The organism is Amycolatopsis samaneae, assembly GCF_039541975.1.
GTDB lineage: Bacteria > Actinomycetota > Actinomycetes > Mycobacteriales > Pseudonocardiaceae > Amycolatopsis > Amycolatopsis samaneae.
Genome location: NZ_BAABHG010000006.1, coordinates 63,974 through 82,952, shown reverse-complemented (window position 1 = coordinate 82,952; position 18,979 = coordinate 63,974). Strand labels below are relative to the sequence as shown.

The 18,979-nt window shown below is 63.3% G+C and carries 16 protein-coding genes; 10 read left to right on the top strand and 6 right to left on the bottom strand.

Going from position 1 to position 18,979, the window contains the following annotated elements; translation table 11 throughout:
• Positions 1-93 precede the first annotated feature (93 nt).
• Complete coding sequence (locus ABD987_RS16965) at positions 94-1,137, top strand: DUF4268 domain-containing protein (RefSeq protein ID WP_345393653.1); 1,044 nt, start codon at positions 94-96, stop codon at positions 1,135-1,137.
• 169 nt (positions 1,138-1,306) lie between these two features.
• On the opposite strand, the gene ABD987_RS16960 is transcribed toward ABD987_RS16965, so the two are convergent.
• Positions 1,307-4,252, bottom strand: coding sequence for an N-6 DNA methylase (locus ABD987_RS16960; RefSeq protein WP_345393650.1), 2,946 nt, complete (start codon positions 4,250-4,252; stop codon positions 1,307-1,309).
• 240 nt (positions 4,253-4,492) lie between these two features.
• On the opposite strand from ABD987_RS16960, the gene ABD987_RS16955 reads away from it, so the two are divergent.
• Together ABD987_RS16955 and ABD987_RS16950 are read left to right on the top strand one after the other, a co-directional pair.
• Positions 4,493-5,020, top strand: a complete 528-nt coding sequence (locus ABD987_RS16955; protein WP_345393647.1) for a DUF4365 domain-containing protein — start codon at positions 4,493-4,495, stop codon at positions 5,018-5,020.
• Between the two features lie 116 nt (positions 5,021-5,136).
• Positions 5,137-6,183 (top strand): hypothetical protein, encoded by a 1,047-nt coding sequence (locus tag ABD987_RS16950; protein WP_345393644.1) that lies wholly within the window; start codon positions 5,137-5,139, stop codon positions 6,181-6,183.
• A 488-nt stretch (positions 6,184-6,671) separates the two neighbouring features.
• On the opposite strand, the gene ABD987_RS16945 is transcribed toward ABD987_RS16950, so the two are convergent.
• On the bottom strand, positions 6,672-6,863 hold the full coding sequence (locus tag ABD987_RS16945) for a hypothetical protein (protein ID WP_345393641.1): 192 nt from the start codon (positions 6,861-6,863) through the stop codon (positions 6,672-6,674).
• Positions 6,864-6,965: 102 nt separating this feature from the next.
• Here ABD987_RS16945 and ABD987_RS16940 point away from each other — a divergent pair, with 102 nt between their 5' ends.
• Positions 6,966-7,916, top strand: a complete 951-nt coding sequence (locus ABD987_RS16940; RefSeq protein WP_345393638.1) for a hypothetical protein — start codon at positions 6,966-6,968, stop codon at positions 7,914-7,916.
• A gap of 36 nt (positions 7,917-7,952) precedes the next feature.
• Here the strand turns inward: ABD987_RS16940 and ABD987_RS16935 are convergent, their stop codons facing one another.
• On the bottom strand, positions 7,953-9,050 hold the full coding sequence (locus tag ABD987_RS16935; RefSeq protein WP_345393635.1) for a hypothetical protein: 1,098 nt from the start codon (positions 9,048-9,050) through the stop codon (positions 7,953-7,955).
• Between the two features lie 114 nt (positions 9,051-9,164).
• Positions 9,165-9,854 (bottom strand): Lsr2 family DNA-binding protein, encoded by a 690-nt coding sequence (locus tag ABD987_RS16930; RefSeq protein ID WP_345393632.1) that lies wholly within the window; start codon positions 9,852-9,854, stop codon positions 9,165-9,167.
• Between the two features lie 584 nt (positions 9,855-10,438).
• On the opposite strand from ABD987_RS16930, the gene ABD987_RS16925 reads away from it, so the two are divergent.
• Together ABD987_RS16925 and ABD987_RS16920 are read left to right on the top strand one after the other, a co-directional pair.
• The gene (locus ABD987_RS16925) at positions 10,439-10,681 is read left to right on the top strand and encodes a hypothetical protein (RefSeq protein WP_345393629.1); all 243 of its coding nucleotides are present in this window, start codon (positions 10,439-10,441) and stop codon (positions 10,679-10,681) included.
• A 318-nt stretch (positions 10,682-10,999) separates the two neighbouring features.
• Positions 11,000-11,170 (top strand): hypothetical protein, encoded by a 171-nt coding sequence (locus tag ABD987_RS16920; protein WP_345393626.1) that lies wholly within the window; start codon positions 11,000-11,002, stop codon positions 11,168-11,170.
• 72 nt (positions 11,171-11,242) lie between these two features.
• Here the strand turns inward: ABD987_RS16920 and ABD987_RS16915 are convergent, their stop codons facing one another.
• Entirely contained in the window at positions 11,243-11,644 is a 402-nt protein-coding gene (locus ABD987_RS16915; protein WP_345393622.1) for a helix-turn-helix domain containing protein, read from the bottom strand.
• Between the two features lie 242 nt (positions 11,645-11,886).
• Here ABD987_RS16915 and ABD987_RS16910 point away from each other — a divergent pair, with 242 nt between their 5' ends.
• The 3 genes from ABD987_RS16910 (at position 11,887) to ABD987_RS16900 (ending at position 14,378) form a co-directional block, all read left to right on the top strand.
• Entirely contained in the window at positions 11,887-12,606 is a 720-nt protein-coding gene (locus ABD987_RS16910; RefSeq protein ID WP_378214090.1) for a TetR/AcrR family transcriptional regulator, read from the top strand.
• Between the two features lie 81 nt (positions 12,607-12,687).
• Positions 12,688-13,635 carry an ATP-binding cassette domain-containing protein gene (locus ABD987_RS16905; RefSeq protein WP_345393616.1) on the top strand — a complete coding sequence of 316 codons (948 nt, stop codon included), beginning with the start codon at positions 12,688-12,690 and terminating at the stop codon, positions 13,633-13,635.
• Positions 13,635-14,378 (top strand): ABC transporter permease, encoded by a 744-nt coding sequence (locus ABD987_RS16900; RefSeq protein WP_345393613.1) that lies wholly within the window; start codon positions 13,635-13,637, stop codon positions 14,376-14,378. Before ABD987_RS16905 ends, ABD987_RS16900 begins: the two co-directional genes overlap by 1 nt.
• Here ABD987_RS16900 and ABD987_RS16895 read toward each other — a convergent pair.
• Positions 14,362-17,550, bottom strand: a complete 3,189-nt coding sequence (locus ABD987_RS16895; protein ID WP_345393610.1) for an ATP-binding protein — start codon at positions 17,548-17,550, stop codon at positions 14,362-14,364. The two genes, ABD987_RS16900 and ABD987_RS16895, sit on opposite strands and share 17 nt — an antisense overlap.
• 115 nt (positions 17,551-17,665) lie before the next feature.
• On the opposite strand from ABD987_RS16895, the gene ABD987_RS16890 reads away from it, so the two are divergent.
• A complete protein-coding gene (locus ABD987_RS16890; protein WP_345393607.1) occupies positions 17,666-18,892 on the top strand; it encodes a cytochrome P450 in 1,227 nt (408 codons plus the stop codon).
• The last annotated feature ends 87 nt before the right edge of the window (positions 18,893-18,979 follow it).

Below are 18,979 nucleotides of genomic sequence, written 5' to 3'. Positions count from 1 at the left end.
GGCTGGCTGGTAGTCGCTACGCAGGTAGGACGCGGGCCTGTGAACTTCTCACTAAGCTCGCGTCGGCGGTGCCCGGCATGCTACGTCTTGGCCATGGGCATCGACGCGCTCGGCCTCGGCCGGCTGGAACGGCTCGCCAACCCCCGCGACATCTGGCAACACGAGGCTGTCGACTTCACGCCGTGGTTGGCGGCGAACATCGAGGTGCTCAGCGACGCGATCGGCCTGCCGCTCACCGTCGTCGCCCAGGAAGTCCACGTCGGCGAGTTCCGGCTCGACATCCAGGCCACCGACCCCGACGGCCGACCCGTGATCATCGAGAACCAGCTCGAGCCCAGTGACCACATGCACCTCGGTCAGCTGCTCGTCTATGCCAGCGGCTTAGAGGCGTCAACGGTCATCTGGATCACGACGCGGCTCCGCGACGAGCATCGCAGCGCGCTGACCTGGCTCAACGAGCGTACTGACTCCGATGTCCGAGTCTTCGGCATCGAGCTAAGCGTGGTGCGCATCGGCGACTCGGCGAAGGCGCCAGTTCTGGACGTAGTCCTCGAGCCGAATGACTGGAGCAAAGCCGCCAAAGAGACCTCGAAGGCCGTGGCCTCGTCGAGGAACCAGCCGCGGATGGCGTTCTTCGAGGAAGTGTTCGATCTGTTGACACAGGAGTATCCGGCGATCCGTACACCGCGGATCCAACCGGCGAACTGGTGCTCATTCGCCGGCGGGCCGTTTGGCTACTACGCGCTGACCTTTAGCAAGCAGGGCTACCGCATCGAGCTGTACCTCGACATGCAGGAGTCAGCTGGACAGCAGGCGACCAAGCACCTGTTCGACTTCCTCTACCAGCAGCACGAGGCCATCCACCGAGAACTCGGTTTCGAGCTTGTCTGGGAGCGGCTTGAAGACAAGAGAGCAAGTCGCATCTCGGTCTACAACTCCGGGTTCGTGCTCGAGGACGCCGACGAAGCCCAACGGGAACAGGCTGTCCGATGGACCGTTGACCAGGTGGTGCGCCTTCACGGCGTACTCGACTCGAAGCTTCGCGGCGCGGCCGCGCAGCTGAAGAACGATCCTACGGTGATCCTGGATTTCAACCGACTCAAGCTGCTGCCACTGGACTCGCCAGTGCACGAGTGAAGGTTGCGACTAACCATAAGCAGTGGTCAGGCCGGTCTAGCTGGCGTCTGTCGTCTTCTTCCGCGATGCCCGCTTGCTTGACGTCTTGGGAATCCCAGGCGAGTGGGGGTCGCCCGCGCGCTACGAGATCAGGACATCGACGTATGGCGTGTGGCAGGACTGTTGCACCTTACTGATCCAACATGCCGACGACGATCTCTTCAAGTTCGTCGGCATGCGGAGAAGCTGCGAGATGCTCTCGGATCCTCCTTCGGAGGGTCACAAAGTTAGCTGACATGTCAATGTCAAGGTTTGCGACGCGCTCCGCTGAGGCAGCCCCCAACTCTGCTAGGCGGCGATGAGTCGGGTTAGCTGCGTCATAAAGCGGAATGGGAAGCTTCCAAAGATGCTTATCAATGTGGCGTTCATCTTTGCCGTACGACATTAGCGGTCGAACTAAATCTGTGAGCGTAGGGGTATTGAGGATGGCGCAGAGGTACCAGCCTTCCTCTCGAGTTGTAACCGTAGCCCAGTAGAGAGTGTTCTCGATTATGACATTGGGTGAATCGACGAGACAAGCTGCAACGTGCATGCCGGATTTACTGTATACGACACGCAATGGTGTTCCAGGAAGCTGCTTTATTAGTTCGTTGCGAAAGTTGAGTCTGTCGAGCAACGAGAGTCGATCGGTGGACCGATTAGACGCCCATACTTCTTCTGCCTGACTCCACCACTCGGTAAGCCTAGGGTATGGTTCTATCGTCGATGTTTCGGCGCTGAGTAGTTTCGATCCTTCGATAGGAAGGACCGCGTGCCTCGGCGGAAGCGATCGGTAGGCGAGTATGCTCTCGCCTAGCAAAACAGGGCGTACGAACTCAGTCTCGACGACGCCTTCAAGGCGCGGCAATTCCTTCCATGGCGAGTTCTCGTTACTGCTCGTCGTGGAGCGCACGGAAGTGCGCCCGCGGCCAAGTCCTAGTGGTCCGGCTTGCTGTATGTCGACGAAGAATAGTATCCGAGGATAGATGGTCGCCCCGTTTTCGAAGCGTGTCTTGTATGGTGAGTCAATTAGAGTTTCGTCAACTAGGGATAATCTCGCTTCGGCTTTTGAGAGATGCTGTCGGACTGTCTGCCAGCTCTGGGTTCCTCGCGGAAGCTTGCCTATAAAACGTATGGTTTCGCGAGGTAGTTCCTTTGCACCACGTGAGCTTGCTCGTTTACCGAACAAGACGGCGGCGCCTCGCGGAAAGAAGTGTGGTCGGATTCTCCGCAAGTCCCAAGAAGTAGCAAAGTCAACTTCAACTGGACCAAAGGGGTCAAGGTATTTTCCGGTACGAAAATTCCTCCAGTAGGCCCGATCTAGTACTGCATTGGGCATGACGAAACCAAACGAACCTCCGCTGGCAAGGTACTGCTGCACCGTGCGGGCGATAAAGAGGCCCGACAGGTCCTGATGGCTGGCGACCTCTTGCCCCTGCCAAATACCGAGATTGGTTGCCAGTTCACGAAAGTTCTGCTGCATGTCTGCGGGCATGTGTCGATAGGAAAGCCATGGCGGGTTCCCTACCATGACATCAGCTCGGTTCTCTGGCCTGGACATCCACATAGGACGTGCGAGATTCCGCACGTAGTAGCTCCAGATGTGATTCCTTCCCTCGTCGACAAGCTCGCATAGTACTCGGAAATTGTGATCTAAGCCCGGCCGATCCTCGGGGCCGATGGCGAGGCGATTTGCAAGTGCGTTGATAGAAGGAGTGGTTCCTCGTTGGCGTGGCCGTGCTGCTAAGTCAGCAAGCTCGGTTACAAGGCGGTCAAAGCGGCCAGCGTCTTCTAAAAGGTGATCGGGGAAGCGTAGTTCATTTTCGAACAGTTGATTGCCGGTCCCGGTTCGAATAACTAATTGTTCTTGATCGAATAGGTCCTGGCGTTGCGTCCATTGGACGCTGTCGCCCAGATATACGGGTATTCCAATGGCGCCTCGTTCTTCTGAAACTAGACGATCGCGTCCGATTGCGAGCACGTAGGTTACGCGGGCGAGGGCAACTGCTACGGGATGCAGGTCTATTCCTACTACGTGCCTGGTGAGTCCTTCGAGTGCCTGCTTCAGTGGTATTGACGCCGCATCGGCGGCTTCCAGATAGCGTCGAGCGGCATGAAAGAGAAAAGTACCAGAACCGCACGCTGGGTCAAGTACTCGCGACGCCAGTGGTTGACGTACTGTCTCTGTTACGACCTGTTCTGCCAGCCAATCTGGCGTGTAGTACTCGCCAAGACGTTTCCGTGTCTCGGTTTCGATAACGGATTCATAGAGGACCTTAAGGACATCATGCTCTACTTCGCCCCATGCAAATCGCGATAGGCGGCGCGCTAGTGTGCGCACAAGATCTGCGCCGCCTGGCACTTCAAGTACCCAGTCAAAGAAGTCCTGCTCGACGACTCCGTAAATCTGCGCCTGGTCAAATCGCTGACCCCGCAAGATGGATGCGGGTTGCATGTCTGTTACTGAGATTCCCAGTACCAGGTGGGCAATGATTTCCGCCGAGTTGACCAGCAGGGTGTGTTCGATGAACAAGGCATCGTTATCTTCGAACTGAGTTCCCAAAGCGGTACGAAGGAGCCTTGCCCAAAGTTGCCGTTTTAGTTGTACGGTTGGCAAGTTGGCGTTTTGCGAGTAGAGGTTGGCTAGCTCAGTACGGTCCAGATAGTAGGATGTGCTCGTTGCGCCAAGTCGTCGTGCGATCTCAACAGGTGTCGGTGGGATGTCACGCTGAGTGCACAGCACACCTTCGAGCCATAGCAGGAGCGCAGTGCCATCAGGTCGGGTCGCCTTCAGCGTGTGTTCAGAAGCAAGCGCTAACTCAGCTCCCTGGACGCGGTACGCCCGCCAGGTTGCCCCGTCAGTCAAGATTCCGACGTAGGGTTGGTCGACCTGGCCACTGCGGGTAGTGACGTAGCCGTGGAGCTGCCGCTCGGCGTCTCGGAGGACAGCAGCGCTACGTAGGGACTTCTTGATCTCGATCGCAGTGAACCCGATCTCGATGTCGATCCGTCGTCGGTCTCCAACTTGTGTCTCGAGATCGACTTCCAGGTCGTGCTCGGCCAGGTTCAAGCCGCCGCTGAGCAGCAGCTGGCGCACGTCGGCTTGAAGTGTGGCCTCGCTTTGGACCCGGTCACGGTTAGCTAGGCGGCGCAGGAGCGCCTGCATGTCGTCGGCACGGAGATCAGGAGACACTGCATAGAGGTACCACAGCCTGCCGCTGCAAGCTGGTAAGTAGCCGCGTGCGCCAGGCTACGCCGCACGCCAGGTGTAGGTGCTCGTCTCTGGTAGACCATCTTGTGACGTACGCACCGGTTGGCCGTGATCTATGGTCGTTGGATGGCATCCGCGCAGCTCACAGCGTCACTGCAGCCACCGAATGCTGCGAGTATCCTGCGGCCAAACGGACAGAAGGCCCGCTACGGGGTGTCGTACCTCCGCAATGTCTGCGCCCAGGCAGGAGTCGGGCTGAACGAGACGTCGCCGGATGAAGATGTCCTCGCTACGGACTGTGACGTACGATTCCCCGAGGGGACAGTAGGCGTGCAGGTGAAATGCACCAGCCGCCTGACGCTCGGTGGCAAGACGAAGACGTGGCGCCTGAAGGAGGAGTGGATTCGCAAATGGGAACAGTGCCTGCTGCCTGTGTACTTCGTTCTCGTGGTCGTTCCGGCGAGACACCCGTCCTGGCTTGAACACCTGGCAGAGGGCACGATGCACCACACTGCGGCGTTCTGGCAGAGGATTGATACCGACCGACTCGGGCGGTCGCTCGTGATCCCGAAAGCTCAGAGATTGACCGCGGAAACGTTCTCGATATGGCACCGTGACTTGCTCGCAGTATTTCGGCCTGGTGGCTCGCAGTGAAGGGAGATGCGGCACTCCTTGGCAACGTTCGGGGCTATCTCCGGCGGAACCAGTGGGTCGAACTGGCTCCCGGCGTAGCGGGTTCGCTGTGGCAGCATGCTCGAGAAGCCGACGAAATGACCACCATCGTAGTACCAGCTTCGATGCAACCTGGCAGCATTGAGTGGCGAAGCGTCGTTGAGCGCCTTGCGGCCTTCGAACGACGTTCGGTCGATGAGGTCGCAGGTCGTATCCAACACCTGCTAACCGACGTAACCCGCCTCCGGGCAGCAGACGACCTGGTCATCAGGGGGTCCATCCCGCTCGCGGCGGGAGTGGGTCTCGTCAGTGCCGCCCACAAGATGTTGCGTGCGATCGCGACGACCGCGCTGCGGCCTCGGGCGCACATCGCTGGTAACTTCTCGCGACTCGGTGATCAGATCGTCGAACGAGCACGGCTTGGCCATACCGAAGAGGGCTCCTATGTGCTGCCGGTCCTAGTGCCGCTCACCGAGGAGACCTCTGAGGGGCCGGCTCACTTCTGGACAGAGGAAGGCGAAGTCACCCGTGTCGCCCCGGAGCCGCCCGAACGTCGAGTGACGCGTACCCTGGCACAAGCACTCACCGCGGTCGAGACCCGGATCGTGCAACCAGCTCGAGATCCCCGGCCCTCCGACATGCACGACCTTATCGCGGCCGGGGTGTCGCGTGAGTTCGTACTCGCAGTCAGGGAAGTACTCGACGATCCGTCTGTTACAACATTCGAGGCGCGGTTCGGTTGGGCATCGGGTCTCACATCTCCGGCAGCGGTTCCCGACACGGTCCCTGTGCCGGCAACCGCGACTGATCTGCTTACTCGTACGGCACGGCTCCTCTCAACTGCAAAGCGAGATTCGCGAGGTACTTTCACCGGACCGATCGTTGAAGTCCGACATCTGCCAAACGACCCCTACGGCGAGGTGGCTTTGCAGACGATCAGGCGCGGTCGGCAAGTTGAGATTCGCGTGCGCCTAACTGAACAGCAGCTTGATCCTGCGCATGAGTGGATGCGTACAGCGCGGACGATCGTCGTCGAGGGACCGATCCTACGGACTCCGGGACGCCCGCTGCGAGTTGATCAGCCGGAAAGCATCTATCCGCTCGACGAAAGCTACCTGTCACCTGCGAAGGGGCTGGCAGAGTAGCGCAGTCTCTTGGCTTGCAATTCCGTGCAATACTTAGATATAATCTAAGATGGGGAGGTGTCAGGTTGTCAGCCGCACCTTAAACGACTTGGAGCGATCCCAAGCATCCCTCTTTTGGAATGAAAATTATGCGAAGTCTTAATCATATATACCAGAATGTAGTTGCTGCGCAGCGAGCTGGACGAAATTTTTCAGTCTCTGAGGTGGCTGAGGTTGAGACTGCTGTTGCCAGATGCTGGCCCCAGAGTTCTATAGCCGAAGCTCGACAGATGATAAGTATTATGCAGGTCATACACTCTGCCAGCTGGTTTGAATTAATGCGTCGAGCCGAGTTGCATCAGGTTCCTCATTGGCAGCTTCTTCTCCAAGCTAGCGATGAGGTCTACGCGAGCGCAGCTGAAGCGGTCGCTGATTCAGACGGTCTAGTTTGCTCAGCGTAAGACCGGCCTCTCCGGCTGTGCCGAAGAGGCCGGTTGGTGACCGTGGGACTATTCCGACGAGTCAAAAATCTGATCGCCAGATTCATCGAACCCGATGTGGATGTGGTCGGGCGGGTTCTTGCCCTGGATGATGAACTCCGAGGCCACGGGGGTACCCGTGTCTTGGTGAACGCCATCCGAAGACACGCCTACCCAGGCGTCCGGGTTGTTGTCCTGCGTCTCGAATCGACCATTGCTCATCGTCGTCACCTCCCTTCTGCCTCGATCCAGTACCGTCGTAGCTGGACGGTACGGATGGCTTGTCGCGCAGATGTCGCTCGCAACCAAGGAGAGCAGCCGGGGATGCCGAGACCAGGGAAGACTGAGCAACAGCGTCGAGCTGAACAGGCTGCTGGCCTGCACATCTGTGACTTGCTGCGCCAGCCGGGCCTGTATCGTGATCTCTGGGAAGCGGCGGCCGACGAGATCAAGCCGGACTCCGTCAACCAAGCGGCCGTCTGCCAGGTCTTGGCGCGATACCTGTGGGATGCGAGCCTGGAGCCAGAGACAAGGACGGACCTGCCGCGGAGTCTGAAGGATCCGGTGAGCAAAGCGTTGCGTGGCGTCAGCCTGAGTCCGAACCTGCTGCGTACGTTCATCGCGGCGTTCAACTTCTCTGTGAGTGACGCCGACCGTACGCGCCTGCTGTACCGCGGAGAAGAACGTCCAAGCGTTATCGTGGGCGTCCTGCCACCCCCAAGCGAGGTGCCCGGCTATCGGTCACCTGAATTTGACACCCTCAAGCTTCAGGAGCACCACTGGCTCGGACCAGACGGCCTCCCCGCTCGTCACCGCACGGAGATCATGATTCGTTCACGGGTGGATGGGCTGGCGAGCTACCAGTACCGCATCGACACCCCGCATGCTCGAGTACGCGCGGTTCGCGGAGGCAAGCCGGGCGCAATGTACAACGCCGGCGGAGGCATATGGGCAGTCGAGTTGATGTTTCCTCGCCCGTTACTTCGCGGAGAGGAGCGATATATCGAGTTCTGGACCTTGCTTAAGTACGATACGGCACCGCCGCGAGAAATGCGTCGCGGAACTCATGAACGCATAGACCATCTGGACATCAGGGTCGAGTTCCACCCGAACAGGCTGCCGAGCCGTGTCTTCTGGGCTGAGTGGGAGCACTACGTCGGGCCTGAAAACAGAGTCATTGGCCGCGAGGAATTCAGGCTTGATAACAACCTGGTCGTTCATCGCTACGTTGATGCTGTTGAGCGAACAGTGGTCGGTTTCTACTGGGACTGGTGATCTACGAGGAGATCATCGATCCGTTGATCGTCGATGCTAGAGCACCTCAGCTACCTCAACCAGCAGTGCGTTGATCCACGCTTTTTGAGGGACGTCGTGCATGTCAATGACAGTGACTGATTTACGGATCTGCCGGTGCATGACGTCGTCGGCCTGGTTCCTGAACTCGACGAGCAACTTCATGTACCTTTTGTCGGTCTGAGACCAGTTGTGGTTGCTCGCTACAGCTTGAAAGTGAGGTTGGCTAAAGACTGGGGGAATATGATCAAGTATGGCACGCAGGAGAGCATGGCAAGCGTACGGGTTGCCGAGTGCGTAGTTAGTGTTCAGCTCGTTGATCAGTTGAAGGAGCTTGTCTAGGCTGAACGAGCTCGTCGTCTCCTTCTGCTCGAGAGCGTCGATCACCTTCTGGTTGACGTACTGCTTGCCAGCCAAGACGCGCTCATTCGCCGCGGGTGACGCCGTCTCAGTCGCGCTTGGGATGCTGGCTTCGGTGATGTCTACGCCCGAGGGTGTCTTATCCTCCAAGCTGCCGACCAGCGTGACTGCGCGGTGCACGTATTGCTCGACAGTAGTGACGTCTTCGTACTCTGCAAGGATAGGGCCGAGTGTGAGTGTCCACCGTAGGTCGTCCACGATATCGGCTTGGTATGAAGTGGTGAGGTTGAACGGCTCATTCTGAAGTATGCCGGGAAGTGCTCGAATAAAAGAGTAGTCAAGCCCGGTGTCCCTGCGAAGATCCTCCGATGTCACGTCGATCAGTGTCACTTCAAAGGGATCGGGTTCGTGCTCGGCAATTTTCTTGATCATGTAGCGCAAGGCCTTGATGAAGTTCCAGCCGATCTGCTTGTACTCGGGAAGATGAACTGAGGCCGCGACCGTCAGACGGATCTCGCTGTCCGGCTGCAGGTTGCGCCAGTCGTACCAAACCAGGCCGTATGCGGGGAGTACAGCTCGAGCAGCCATCCGTTGCGGCAGGGACTGAAGGACCTCTCGGCCGTTGTACCCACGCTTGCGCATGGCCGCTTCCGCAAACTGCCACTTGGGCCACCTGCCATGTTCAAGCATCGGTTCGGCGATGGTTTGTAGAAGCGCCAGTTGTGCAGAGGTGAGCGGAGCGAGTAGATCGTTCACAGAGCTTGACCTTCGTTAGCGGGCAAGGTAAGAGGCTGTGGCGAGTTTACCTCGCGCCCGCGACGCAGACGGGCTCGTGGCCTGCGCCCTGACGACAGCGTTGCCCGCTATCGGCTACTCAGCGCCCCGCCCTGCGTGCGCCTCCTCGTACTCCCTCACCACTTTGGCTGGCAGGAGGCCTCGGCTCTTCACGGAGTAGCCGTTCTCGAGCGCCCAGGCCCGTATCTCGGTGGTGGTGGGTGGCGGGGTAGCTGGTGGGTTCACTTCGTTCCAGAGGGTCAGAAGCTCTGGAAGGGATCCCCGTTCAGCCAAAGCCTCCGTGAGCTGGTACACGCCTTCAATCGGGTCGCCATAGGAGGACGCGTCCGTGCCGGCGTACTCGTCACCCCGTGCGAGCAGTTCCTTGAGTAGTTTGTCGGGAACGCGGCGGGCGAGCCAGCTGGCGGCGTCTGCCCAAGCATCCTTGTGCAAGTCTGTCTCAAGGTAGGTCATGAGCTGGGCAAAAGTTGGTACGTAGATGACCGCCGCGTTATGGATTTCGAATGCAATTTCCCACGGTGCATGCTGCGCCAGGATGTACTCTACTTGTTCTTCCCGTGAGCTGCCGGGTGCGCCGCGGCCGATCCCCTCTGCGAACTCGGCGTAGAATTCATCTGGTACTTCTTTAAGGAGATAGTGCCGGACAGTAACTCTTAGATTTTCTGTCCAGTTCATGCGGTCGTAGACATTCCCGAACCCGCGAGAATGCAGGTAATACGCAAGGGGGTCTATTTTATCTATTGGTTCTTTGGAGTGCAACGTCATAGCTGGTTTCTATTTTAGAATGACACGATGAGTTTTGCAAGAGCACCTCCTTGTAGTCGACGAAGGGCATGTGTCATATGCGGCCATATTCGAGGGTAAAGGCCGGTTTTCCACAGCTTCAGGATGCGACGAAGACAAGCGGTCTTGACATTTGTTTAATATAGACCTACTCTAAAGTAGAGGCTGCACACCGTGCTGGTTTAGATTGAGGTCCTTCAGTTCTCTTTTATTCTAAACCAGCGCGGTGCGCGCCAACATAGTATTGTGCTGGTTTAGATTTGACTTACCTTTCAATTGTTTTAATCTAAACCAGCGCGGTGCGCACTATCATAGTATTGTACCAATTCGTCCAAGCAAGGTTCTGATGGTTTCCAAGGCCATTCCTTGCTTGGGCGAATAGGCGCAATGCTGGCCACTGTCTGGCCTGTGCTGCCCCTGCCGTCGCGACCCGAGCCGGTTCCAGCCAGCTCATCCTCGGCTCCTTCACCTTGCTTCCCGGGCGCTACGACCGGACGTCCTGCCCGAGCCGGCCTTGGCGCTTCCTCAATAGGCGAAGGATCCACCCAAGAGGAAGGTCAGTCATCATGTCCATCCCGGAAGGTCTGCGCGTCACCGCGGCCGTGTTCTCCCTGGTCGCCGCCACCCTGATGTACATCAGTCTTCGCCGGCGCGGCCGCGAAGCCGTGCTGCCGACGTCATACGGGGACGTCGTGAACATGCGGGCGCGTCTGGCAGTTACCGCCGTGGAGTGGCTCGCGCTGCTTTTCACAGTGGCGAGCGCCGTCTCCGTCATCGCCTCGCTCGTCTGGGCGCACTACCAGCAGTAGGTGCCCAAGCAGAGGCGGACACGGTCGGCTGCCACCCGAAGCAACTCTTCGCACACCTGTTCGCTATCAGTGACCGAAGCGCTACATGTGGGGGTCAATGCGACACGGCGGACAACATGCTGTGTCGTGGATGCGAATACTGTCGGAGTCGCCGAGTACACTTCTAGCCAGCGAGTAGAAAGACCCCGACCGGGGTCAGCACCTCGGCCGGGGTCCAGTGCATTGGCGTGCTCTGCGACGGTACAAGGCAGTGGCAGTAGGCAACAAGGCTGCGCCGCCACTTGGTGTTCAAGCTCGCACCGACAGAAAGTCGCAGTCATGTCCAAGAAGACGATCCCTCCGGGGACGCCCGCGCCCTCTTCGGGCCAGTACAAGGTTCCGGGCAGCAAGGTCGAGGTGACCGCGGTCAAGGGCAAGCCCTTGCCTCCGACACCCAAGTCCGGACAGGGATACATCGAAGTCGACAAGACGAAGCACAAGAACAACTAGCTGGTAGCCCCGCGGGCGAGGTGTCGGCGCCTCGCCCACGGGGTCAGGTTCTGCTCACGTGTAGCGACTCCGCTAGCGCTCCCGTCCCTGTGTATCTCGCATCTGCACGTCACGCTCAAGCAGTCGAGCCCGCACCGTGTCCGCCGTCGTGCTGAACCTCTGACCGATCCGCGCAAGTGACCAGCCGGTCGCGTACAGCTGTACCGCTTCGTCGACCTGCTCCTTCGTCAATCGTCCGCGGATCTGCACGCCAGCTCGATGTAGGAGGTTACTGACCGTCTTCCGATTGATCTTGAACCGTTCGGCGAGGTCATAGATCGTCGCGCCCCCCTCGTAGTCCTTGATCAGCTCGCCAATCTGTCGGTCGGTCAGCTGCCTGGCTCGCCCCGACTTGCGCCGTTCGGGTGAACTTCGCGTCGGTCCGCTCGGATCCTGTAGCTTCCGGATGAGCGCCTCGAGCTTCCTGACCTGCACAGTTGTGTTGTAGTACCGTCCCCCAGGGTCCACTCGTTCGCGGGAGAGCCCTATTTGCCGAAAGCGCAAATGGGGCTCTCTTCGTTGTGTCTTTGGGGGTCGAACCCCCAAACCCCCGCCAGGGGGCTCCGCCCCCTGGACCCCCGGGCGGTGGTCACCTTGTTCGAGTGGGCCCCCAGTTCCACGTCACTCGGGGCGAATTCGGTGACGAACTAAGTTCGTGTCTGGCTATAGTGGTCGCCATGTCTGCTGATCCCAGCCGGCGCCGTGCGGCTCGTCATGCGCGGGCTGCCACCTCGACCACGACCGGGGCGCCGAGGAAGCCGCCCATCACGGCCGAGCGGATCACCGACGCCGCGCTCCAGGTCATCGCCGCCGAGGGCTACGACGCGCTGACGATCCGCCGGGTCGCCGCCGTGCTCGGCACCGGGCCGTCCTCGCTGTACGCGCACATCCTCAACAAGGAGGATCTCGACGATCTGCTCGTCGCCAGGCTCTGCGCCGGGATTCGGCTCCCCGCACCGGATCCGGTCGGCTGGCGGGAGCAGATCCGCGACGTCTACGCCCAGATCCGCGATCTCTACCTGGAGTACCCCGGTGTCTCCCGCGCCGCGCTGGCGATGGTCCCCACCCACCTCGAAACGTTGCGGGTCGGCGAAGGAATCCTGGCGATCCTGCTCGCCGGCGGCATCGAACCACAGACCGCCGCGTGGGTCCTCGACGCGCTCACCCTCTACGTCAGCGCCTACGCGTTGGAGCGCTCCATCGTCGAGCAACGGCGGCGGCACCACGGCGACGACTGGGTCCTCAGCCGGGAAGAACTGATCGACCGGTTCACCGCGCTCCCCGCCGACAGCTTCCCGAACACCCGGCGCCACGCGGCCGAACTGACCGCCGGCACCGGACACGACCGCTTCGACTTCACCCTCTCCCTGATCATCGACAACCTCGCGCCGCGCTGACCCGGCGGCCGGCGCGCGGTGTCAGCGCGCGTGTCAGGTCAGGGTCAGGACGGTGTCAGGGCGGCCGGTGAAAGTGGCCGCATGACAGAGACAGCGATTGCGGCTTCCGGGCTCCGGAAGACCTACGGGGACAAGGTCGTGCTGGACGGCATCGACCTGACGGTCCCCTCGGGGACGGTCTTCTCCCTGCTCGGCCCGAACGGGGCGGGCAAGACCACGACGGTGAACGTGCTGACCACGTTGCTGCGGGCCGACGGCGGGACGGCCCGCGTCGCCGGGCACGACATCGAGTCCGAGGCCAAGGCGGTGCGCGCGGCGATCGGGGTCACCGGTCAGTTCTCGGCGGTGGACGAACTGCTGACGGGGCAGGAAAACCTGCAGCTGATGATGGATCTGAGCCGGGCCCCGGTGCGCGGCGGCAAGCGGATCGTCGCCGAGCTGCTGGAACGCTTCGAGCTGGCCGACGCGGCACACCGGCCCGCCGCGACCTACTCCGGCGGGATGCGCCGGAAGCTCGACCTGGCGATGACCCTCGTCGGCAACCCGCGGATCATCTTCCTCGACGAGCCCACGACGGGCCTGGATCCACGTAGCCGCCGCACGATGTGGTCGATCATCCGTGACCTGGTGGCCGAGGGCGTGACGATCTTCCTCACCACCCAGTACCTCGAAGAGGCCGATCAGCTCGCCGACCGGGTCGCGGTGCTCGACCAGGCCCGCCTGGTCGCCGAGGGCACCCCCGACGAGCTCAAGCGCCGGATCCCCGGCACCCACGTCCGGCTGGTGTTCACCACCGCCGCGGAACTCGACGCGGCCGCGCGGATCCTCACCGACTCCACCCGGGACGAGGAGGCGCTGGCCCTGCGGGTGCCCAGCGACGGCGGCACGAGGTCGGTGCGGACACTGCTGGACCGGCTCGACGAGTACTCGCTCGGCGCCGAGGAGTTCTCCGTCCACACGCCCGATCTCGACGACGTCTTCCTCGCCCTCACGGGCCACACGGTGTCCGGCTCGGAGGTGGCGGCGTGATGAAGTCCCAGACGATGGTGATGTTGCGGCGCAACTTCCTTCACACCCGCCGGAATCGCGTCACGCTGTTCAACGCGGTCCTGATGCCGATCATCATGATGCTGATCTTCGTCTACGTGTTCGGCGGCGCCTTCAACGTCCAGGGAAACTACGTCGACTACGCGACGCCCGGAATGCTGATGATGGCCGTCAGCTACGGGCTCAGCCCGACCGCGATGGCCGTCAGCGCGGACATGACCAACGGCATCATCAACCGGTTCAAGGTCATGGACGTCTCCCGGAGCGCGGTGCTGACCGGCCAGGTCGTGTCCACTGTGGTGCGTACCATGCTGGCGCTGGTGGCCATGACCGGTGTGGCACTCCTGATGGGATTCCGGCCCGTCGCGTCCTTCCCACAGTGGCTCGCCGCGATCGGCGTCGTCGTGCTGATGGTGTTCGCGGTCAGCTGGCTCACCATCGCGCTCGGGCTGGCCGCGAAGAACTCGGAATCCGCCGGGTTCGTCACCGTGCCGCTGATCATGCTGCCGTTCCTGAGCAGCGCGATCGTGCCCGCCGGGAAAATGGGGCCCGGTATCCGGGAATTCGCGGAGTACCAGCCCTTCACGCCGATCATCGAAACCCTGCGCGGGTTGTTCAACGGCACGCCGTCCACCGGCCAGACGATCGCCGCGATCGCCTGGAGCCTCGGGATCGGCATCGTCGGTTACCTGTGGGCCCGCGCCAAGTTCAGCAAGCGAGCGTGACCGCGACGAGTTCGCGCCAACTCGCTTTCGCCCCTTCGTCAGCCGCCTCGGTGAACTTCCGGTCACCGAGGCGGCTTCGCGCGGCCTGCTCGATCCGGGCCTCGTCCGGGCCTGCCCGATCCGGCGTCCCGCGCACGCTCACGCTCGCCGCGAGCAGCCGCGCGGCCTGCTCGAACCGTTCCTGCCGCAGCGCCAGGTCCGCGACCCCGACGAGCGCCCCCGCGATCATCGGCGCGTGCCCTACCTCGGACGCCGCCTCGACGGCCGCGGCCCGGTGCTCGCGGGCCTCGCCGAGATCCTCGGCGAGGTAGCCGAGCAGATCGTGGGTCACCGCCCGGACCTGCGCCCGCTCGGCCGCGTCACCCAACATGGCCGTCGCGACGTCGAGGTGGCGACGCGCCTGTTCGGTGTCGCCACGCCATCGCGCGAGTTCCGCCTTCGCCAGCGCCAGCTCGGTCAGCGCCTCCGGCCAGGCGACGCGGTCCGCGTGCCGCTGCGCCTCCGCCATGGCGGCTTCGCTCGCCTCCTCGTCGCCCGCCAGCCAGCGCAGCTGGGCCTGCCGCGGCCGCATCCGCACGACGTCCTCCAGCGCGCCGATCTCGGTGGCGACGGTGATCGCCTGCTCGTAGTACCCGGCCGCGCCGGCGAACTCGCCGCGGGCGGCGATGCGTTCCGCGAGCTCGGTCAGCGCGAACGAGATTCCCCACCGGTCGCCGATGGCGCGGAACCCGGCGAGCGCCTTTTCGAGCAGCGCGTCCGCGTCGTGGCCGAGCGCGATCCGCGCCTTGCCGTGCTGGATCAACGCGAGCGCGCGTACCCAGGGTTCTTCGTCGGTGAGCAACGGTTCCCACGCGGACAGGAGCGCGTCCGGGCCGTGCAGCATGCGTTCCTGCGAGGCCGCGAGCCGCAGCGCGGGGTGCCAGTGCGGGACCCGCCTGCTGAGTTCGTACGCCTTGCGGATCCACTCGGCCGCGTCGTGCTGGTCGTTCCGCCCGGAGACGCCGAGCATCGTGGCGAATCCGTACACCACGGCCCGGATCTCGTCGGCCACCTCGCCGGGCACGGCGATCGCCGCCATGATCAGCTCGCTGCCCTCCACCTTGTGCCCGGCGAACCACCAGTACCAGCCGGACACCGCCGCGAGCCGCATCGCCTCCTGCGCCTCGCCCGCCGCGAGCGCACCGCGCATGGCGGCGGCGATGTTGTCGTGCTCGGTTTCCAGCGTGGCAACCCATTCCAGTTGCTCGGCTCGCCGGAGATGCGGTTCCGCGGTGGCGGCGAGCTCGGTGAAGTACGCCAGATGCGCTCGGCGCGCGGTGCCGGTTTCCCCCGCCTCCGCGAGACGCTGCTCGGCGTACTCCTTGATCGTGCCGAGCATCCGGTAGCGCGGTGCCCCCTCGTCCTTGGTGACCACCAGCGACTTCTCGGTCAGCGCGGTCAGCAGTTCGAGGACCTGCCCCGGCTCGACCCCCGATTCCCTGTCCGCGCAGACCTGCTCGGCGGCCTCCAGGCTCGCCCCGCCGGAGAACACCGAGAGCCTGCGCAGGACCGTCCGTTCGGCGTCGGTGAGTGGCTCCCAGCTCCAGTCGATCACCGCGCGCAGCGTCCGGTGCCGGGGCAGCGCGGTGCGGCTGCCACCGGTCAGCAGGCGGAACCGGTCGTCGAGGCGGGTGGCGAGCTGGTCGAGCGACATCGTGCGCAACCGGGCCGCGGCGAGTTCGATGGCCAGCGGCATCCCGTCCAGCGCCCGGCAGACGCGGGCCATGGTCGACAACGTGCCCGCGTCGGCCGTGGTTGTCCCGTCCCCCAAAAAGTCCTTACGCACCGCGACGGCCCGGTCGCGCAGCAGCCGGACGGCCGGGGCGGACTCGATCTCGGCGGGAGTGGCGTCCGCCGAGGGCAGGGCCAGCGGCGCGACGGGCCACAGCGTCTCGCCGGTGATGCCGAGAGGTTCCCTGCTCGTCGCGAGGATCCGCAGCCGGGGACACTCGCCGAGCACCTGATGGGCGAACGCGGCCGCGGACTCGATGACGTGCTCGCAGTTGTCCAGGATCAGCAGCATCGCCCGGTCCCGGACCGCGGCGACCACCCGATCCGCGGGCTCGGCGTCCGGTGCGTCCCCGAGCAGCGCGTCCCGCAGTTTCAGGGCGGCGAGCGTCGCCTGCGCGACATTCTTCCCGTCCCCTGTGTTGTTCCCGCCCCCCGTGCCGCCGTCGGCGCCGATGGCGGCGAGCTCGACGAGCCAGGCACCGTCCGGCAGATCGCCGACCAGGGTGCGCGCGGTTTCCGTGGCCAGCCTGGTCTTCCCCGCGCCGCCCGGCCCGATCAACGTGGTGAGCCGGTGCCCGGCGACGAGCTCGCGGACCGTGGTGACGTCGGTGTCCTTGCCGACGAAACTGGTCAGTTCGGCACGCAGGTTGGTCTTCCGGTGCTCCTCCCGGCGGCTCACCTCGCCCCGCAGCAGCGCGACGTGTAGTTCGGACAGCTCCGGCGAGGGATCGACGCCCAGCGCGTCGGCCAGCGCCTCCTTCACGCGCTGGTACACGAGCAGTGCCTCACTGTCACGACCGGACGCGACGAGGGCACGCATCAACGCGGCGGCGAGCCGTTCCCGTACCGGGTGCGCGGTGACCAGGTCGGTGAGTTCCGCGACGAGTTCGGCGCCGTGACCGAGTGCGATCTCCGCGTCGAACCGGTCCTCCAGCGCGGCGAGGCGGATCGCTTCGAGCCGGGTGACCGCCGCGTCGAACGCCGCGCTCTCCGACAGGCCGACGTCCTGCATGGCCGCGCCACGCCACAGCGCGAGCGCGTCGCGCAGCAGCTGGACGCGCCGGGGATCCGCGTCGTCACGGGCCTGGGTGACCAGGCGCTCGAACCGCACGGCGTCGACGGCGTCGGGGTCCACCTTCAGCCGGTAGCCGTCCGGCTGGCCATCGACCGAGCCGTCCGGCAGCGCCTTCCGCAGCCGGGAAACCAGGCGCTGCAAGGCATTCGCCGCCTCGGCCGGGGGCTGCTCGCCCCAGATCCAGTCCACGAGCGTCGCCTTCGGGACCACCCTGCCCGCTTCGAGCGCGAGGGCGGCCAGCAGCCCGCGCAACCGGGCGCCCGGCACGTCGGCGGGAACGCCCTCGTCCGCGCGAACCTCGAATGGTCCCAGTAGCCCGATCTGCACCCGGCCGATTTTGCCATGCGGGAGCGACGGGTTTCCCCGGTGTCAGACCTGTGTCAGGGGCGTGTCAGGCCCGATGGCGATCGTGATCACCACACCGCCACGGAGAGGAAATTCGATGAGCCAGACGGACGCCATCCCGCACGGTCTTCCCATGGAACGCGACGCGGGCCCCTTCGACCCGCCCCGCGCCGTCACCCGGCTGCGCGAGACCCGCCCGGTCAGCCCGCTGGTGTTCCCGGACGGGCACGAGGGCTGGCTCGTCACCGGGTACGACGAGGTCCGTCAGCTGATGGCCGACACCCGGTTCAGCTCCCGTCAGGACCTCGGCGTCGTCCACGTGCCGTACGAGACGCCCGGGATGCCGGTGCAGACCGAGCCGTCCCCGCAGACGCCGGGCCTGTTCATCGCCATGGACCCGCCGGACCACACGCGGCTACGGCGCAAGCTGACCGGCGCTTTCACCGTCCGGCGGATGAAGCAGCTGGAAGAGCACATCGCCGAGATCACCGAGCGTCAGCTGGACGCGCTGGAGAAGCTGACCCCGCCGGTGGACCTGGTCAAGGAGTTCGCGCTGCCGGTGCCCTCGCTGGTGATCTGCGAACTGCTCGGGGTCCCGTACGAGGAGCGGGAGGGCTTCCAGGCGAACTCCGCGAAGTTCATGGTCAAGGACGTGACGCTCGAGGAGAAGATGGCCGCCTTCGGTGGGATGACCACCTACATCGCCGGACTCGTCACGCGTAAACGTGCCGAGCCGGGCGAGGACATCCTGTCGGATCTGGCCCGTGACGAGGACCTGAGCATCGAGGAACTGGTCGGGATCGGGTTCCTGCTGCTGCTCGCCGGGCACGAAACCACCGCGAACATGCTGGCGCTGGGCACTTTCGCGCTGCTGGAACACCCCGAGCAGATGGCCGAGCTGCGTGCCGACCTTGAACTGCTGCCCGCCGCCGTCGAGGAGCTGATGCGGTATCTCTCGGTCGCCGACATCTTCTACCGCTACGCCACCGAGGATCTCGAACTCGGCGGGGAAACCATTCGCGCGGGCTCGACGGTCGTGGTGTCGCTGCTGGCCGCCAACCACGACCCGGGGCGTTTCGAAAACGCCGGCGAACTGGACATCCACCGCAAGGCGCGCGGCCATCTGTCCTTCGGGCACGGCGTGCACCAGTGCCTCGGCCAGCAGCTGGCGCGTGTCGAGATGCGTGCCGGTTTCGCCGGGCTGCTGCGTCGTTTCCCGACGTTGAAGCTCGCGATTCCGGCGCGCGAGGTGAAGCTCAAGACCGACATGAACATCTACGGCGTCCACGAGCTCCCGGTCACCTGGACGGACACGGCCGAGTAGGCCGGGACTGACGAAAGTAAGGGGTGCGACCCCGCCGAAGACAGCACGGATCGGTGCCGATCGGGCGCAGCGCCGGAGTCTTCTCCC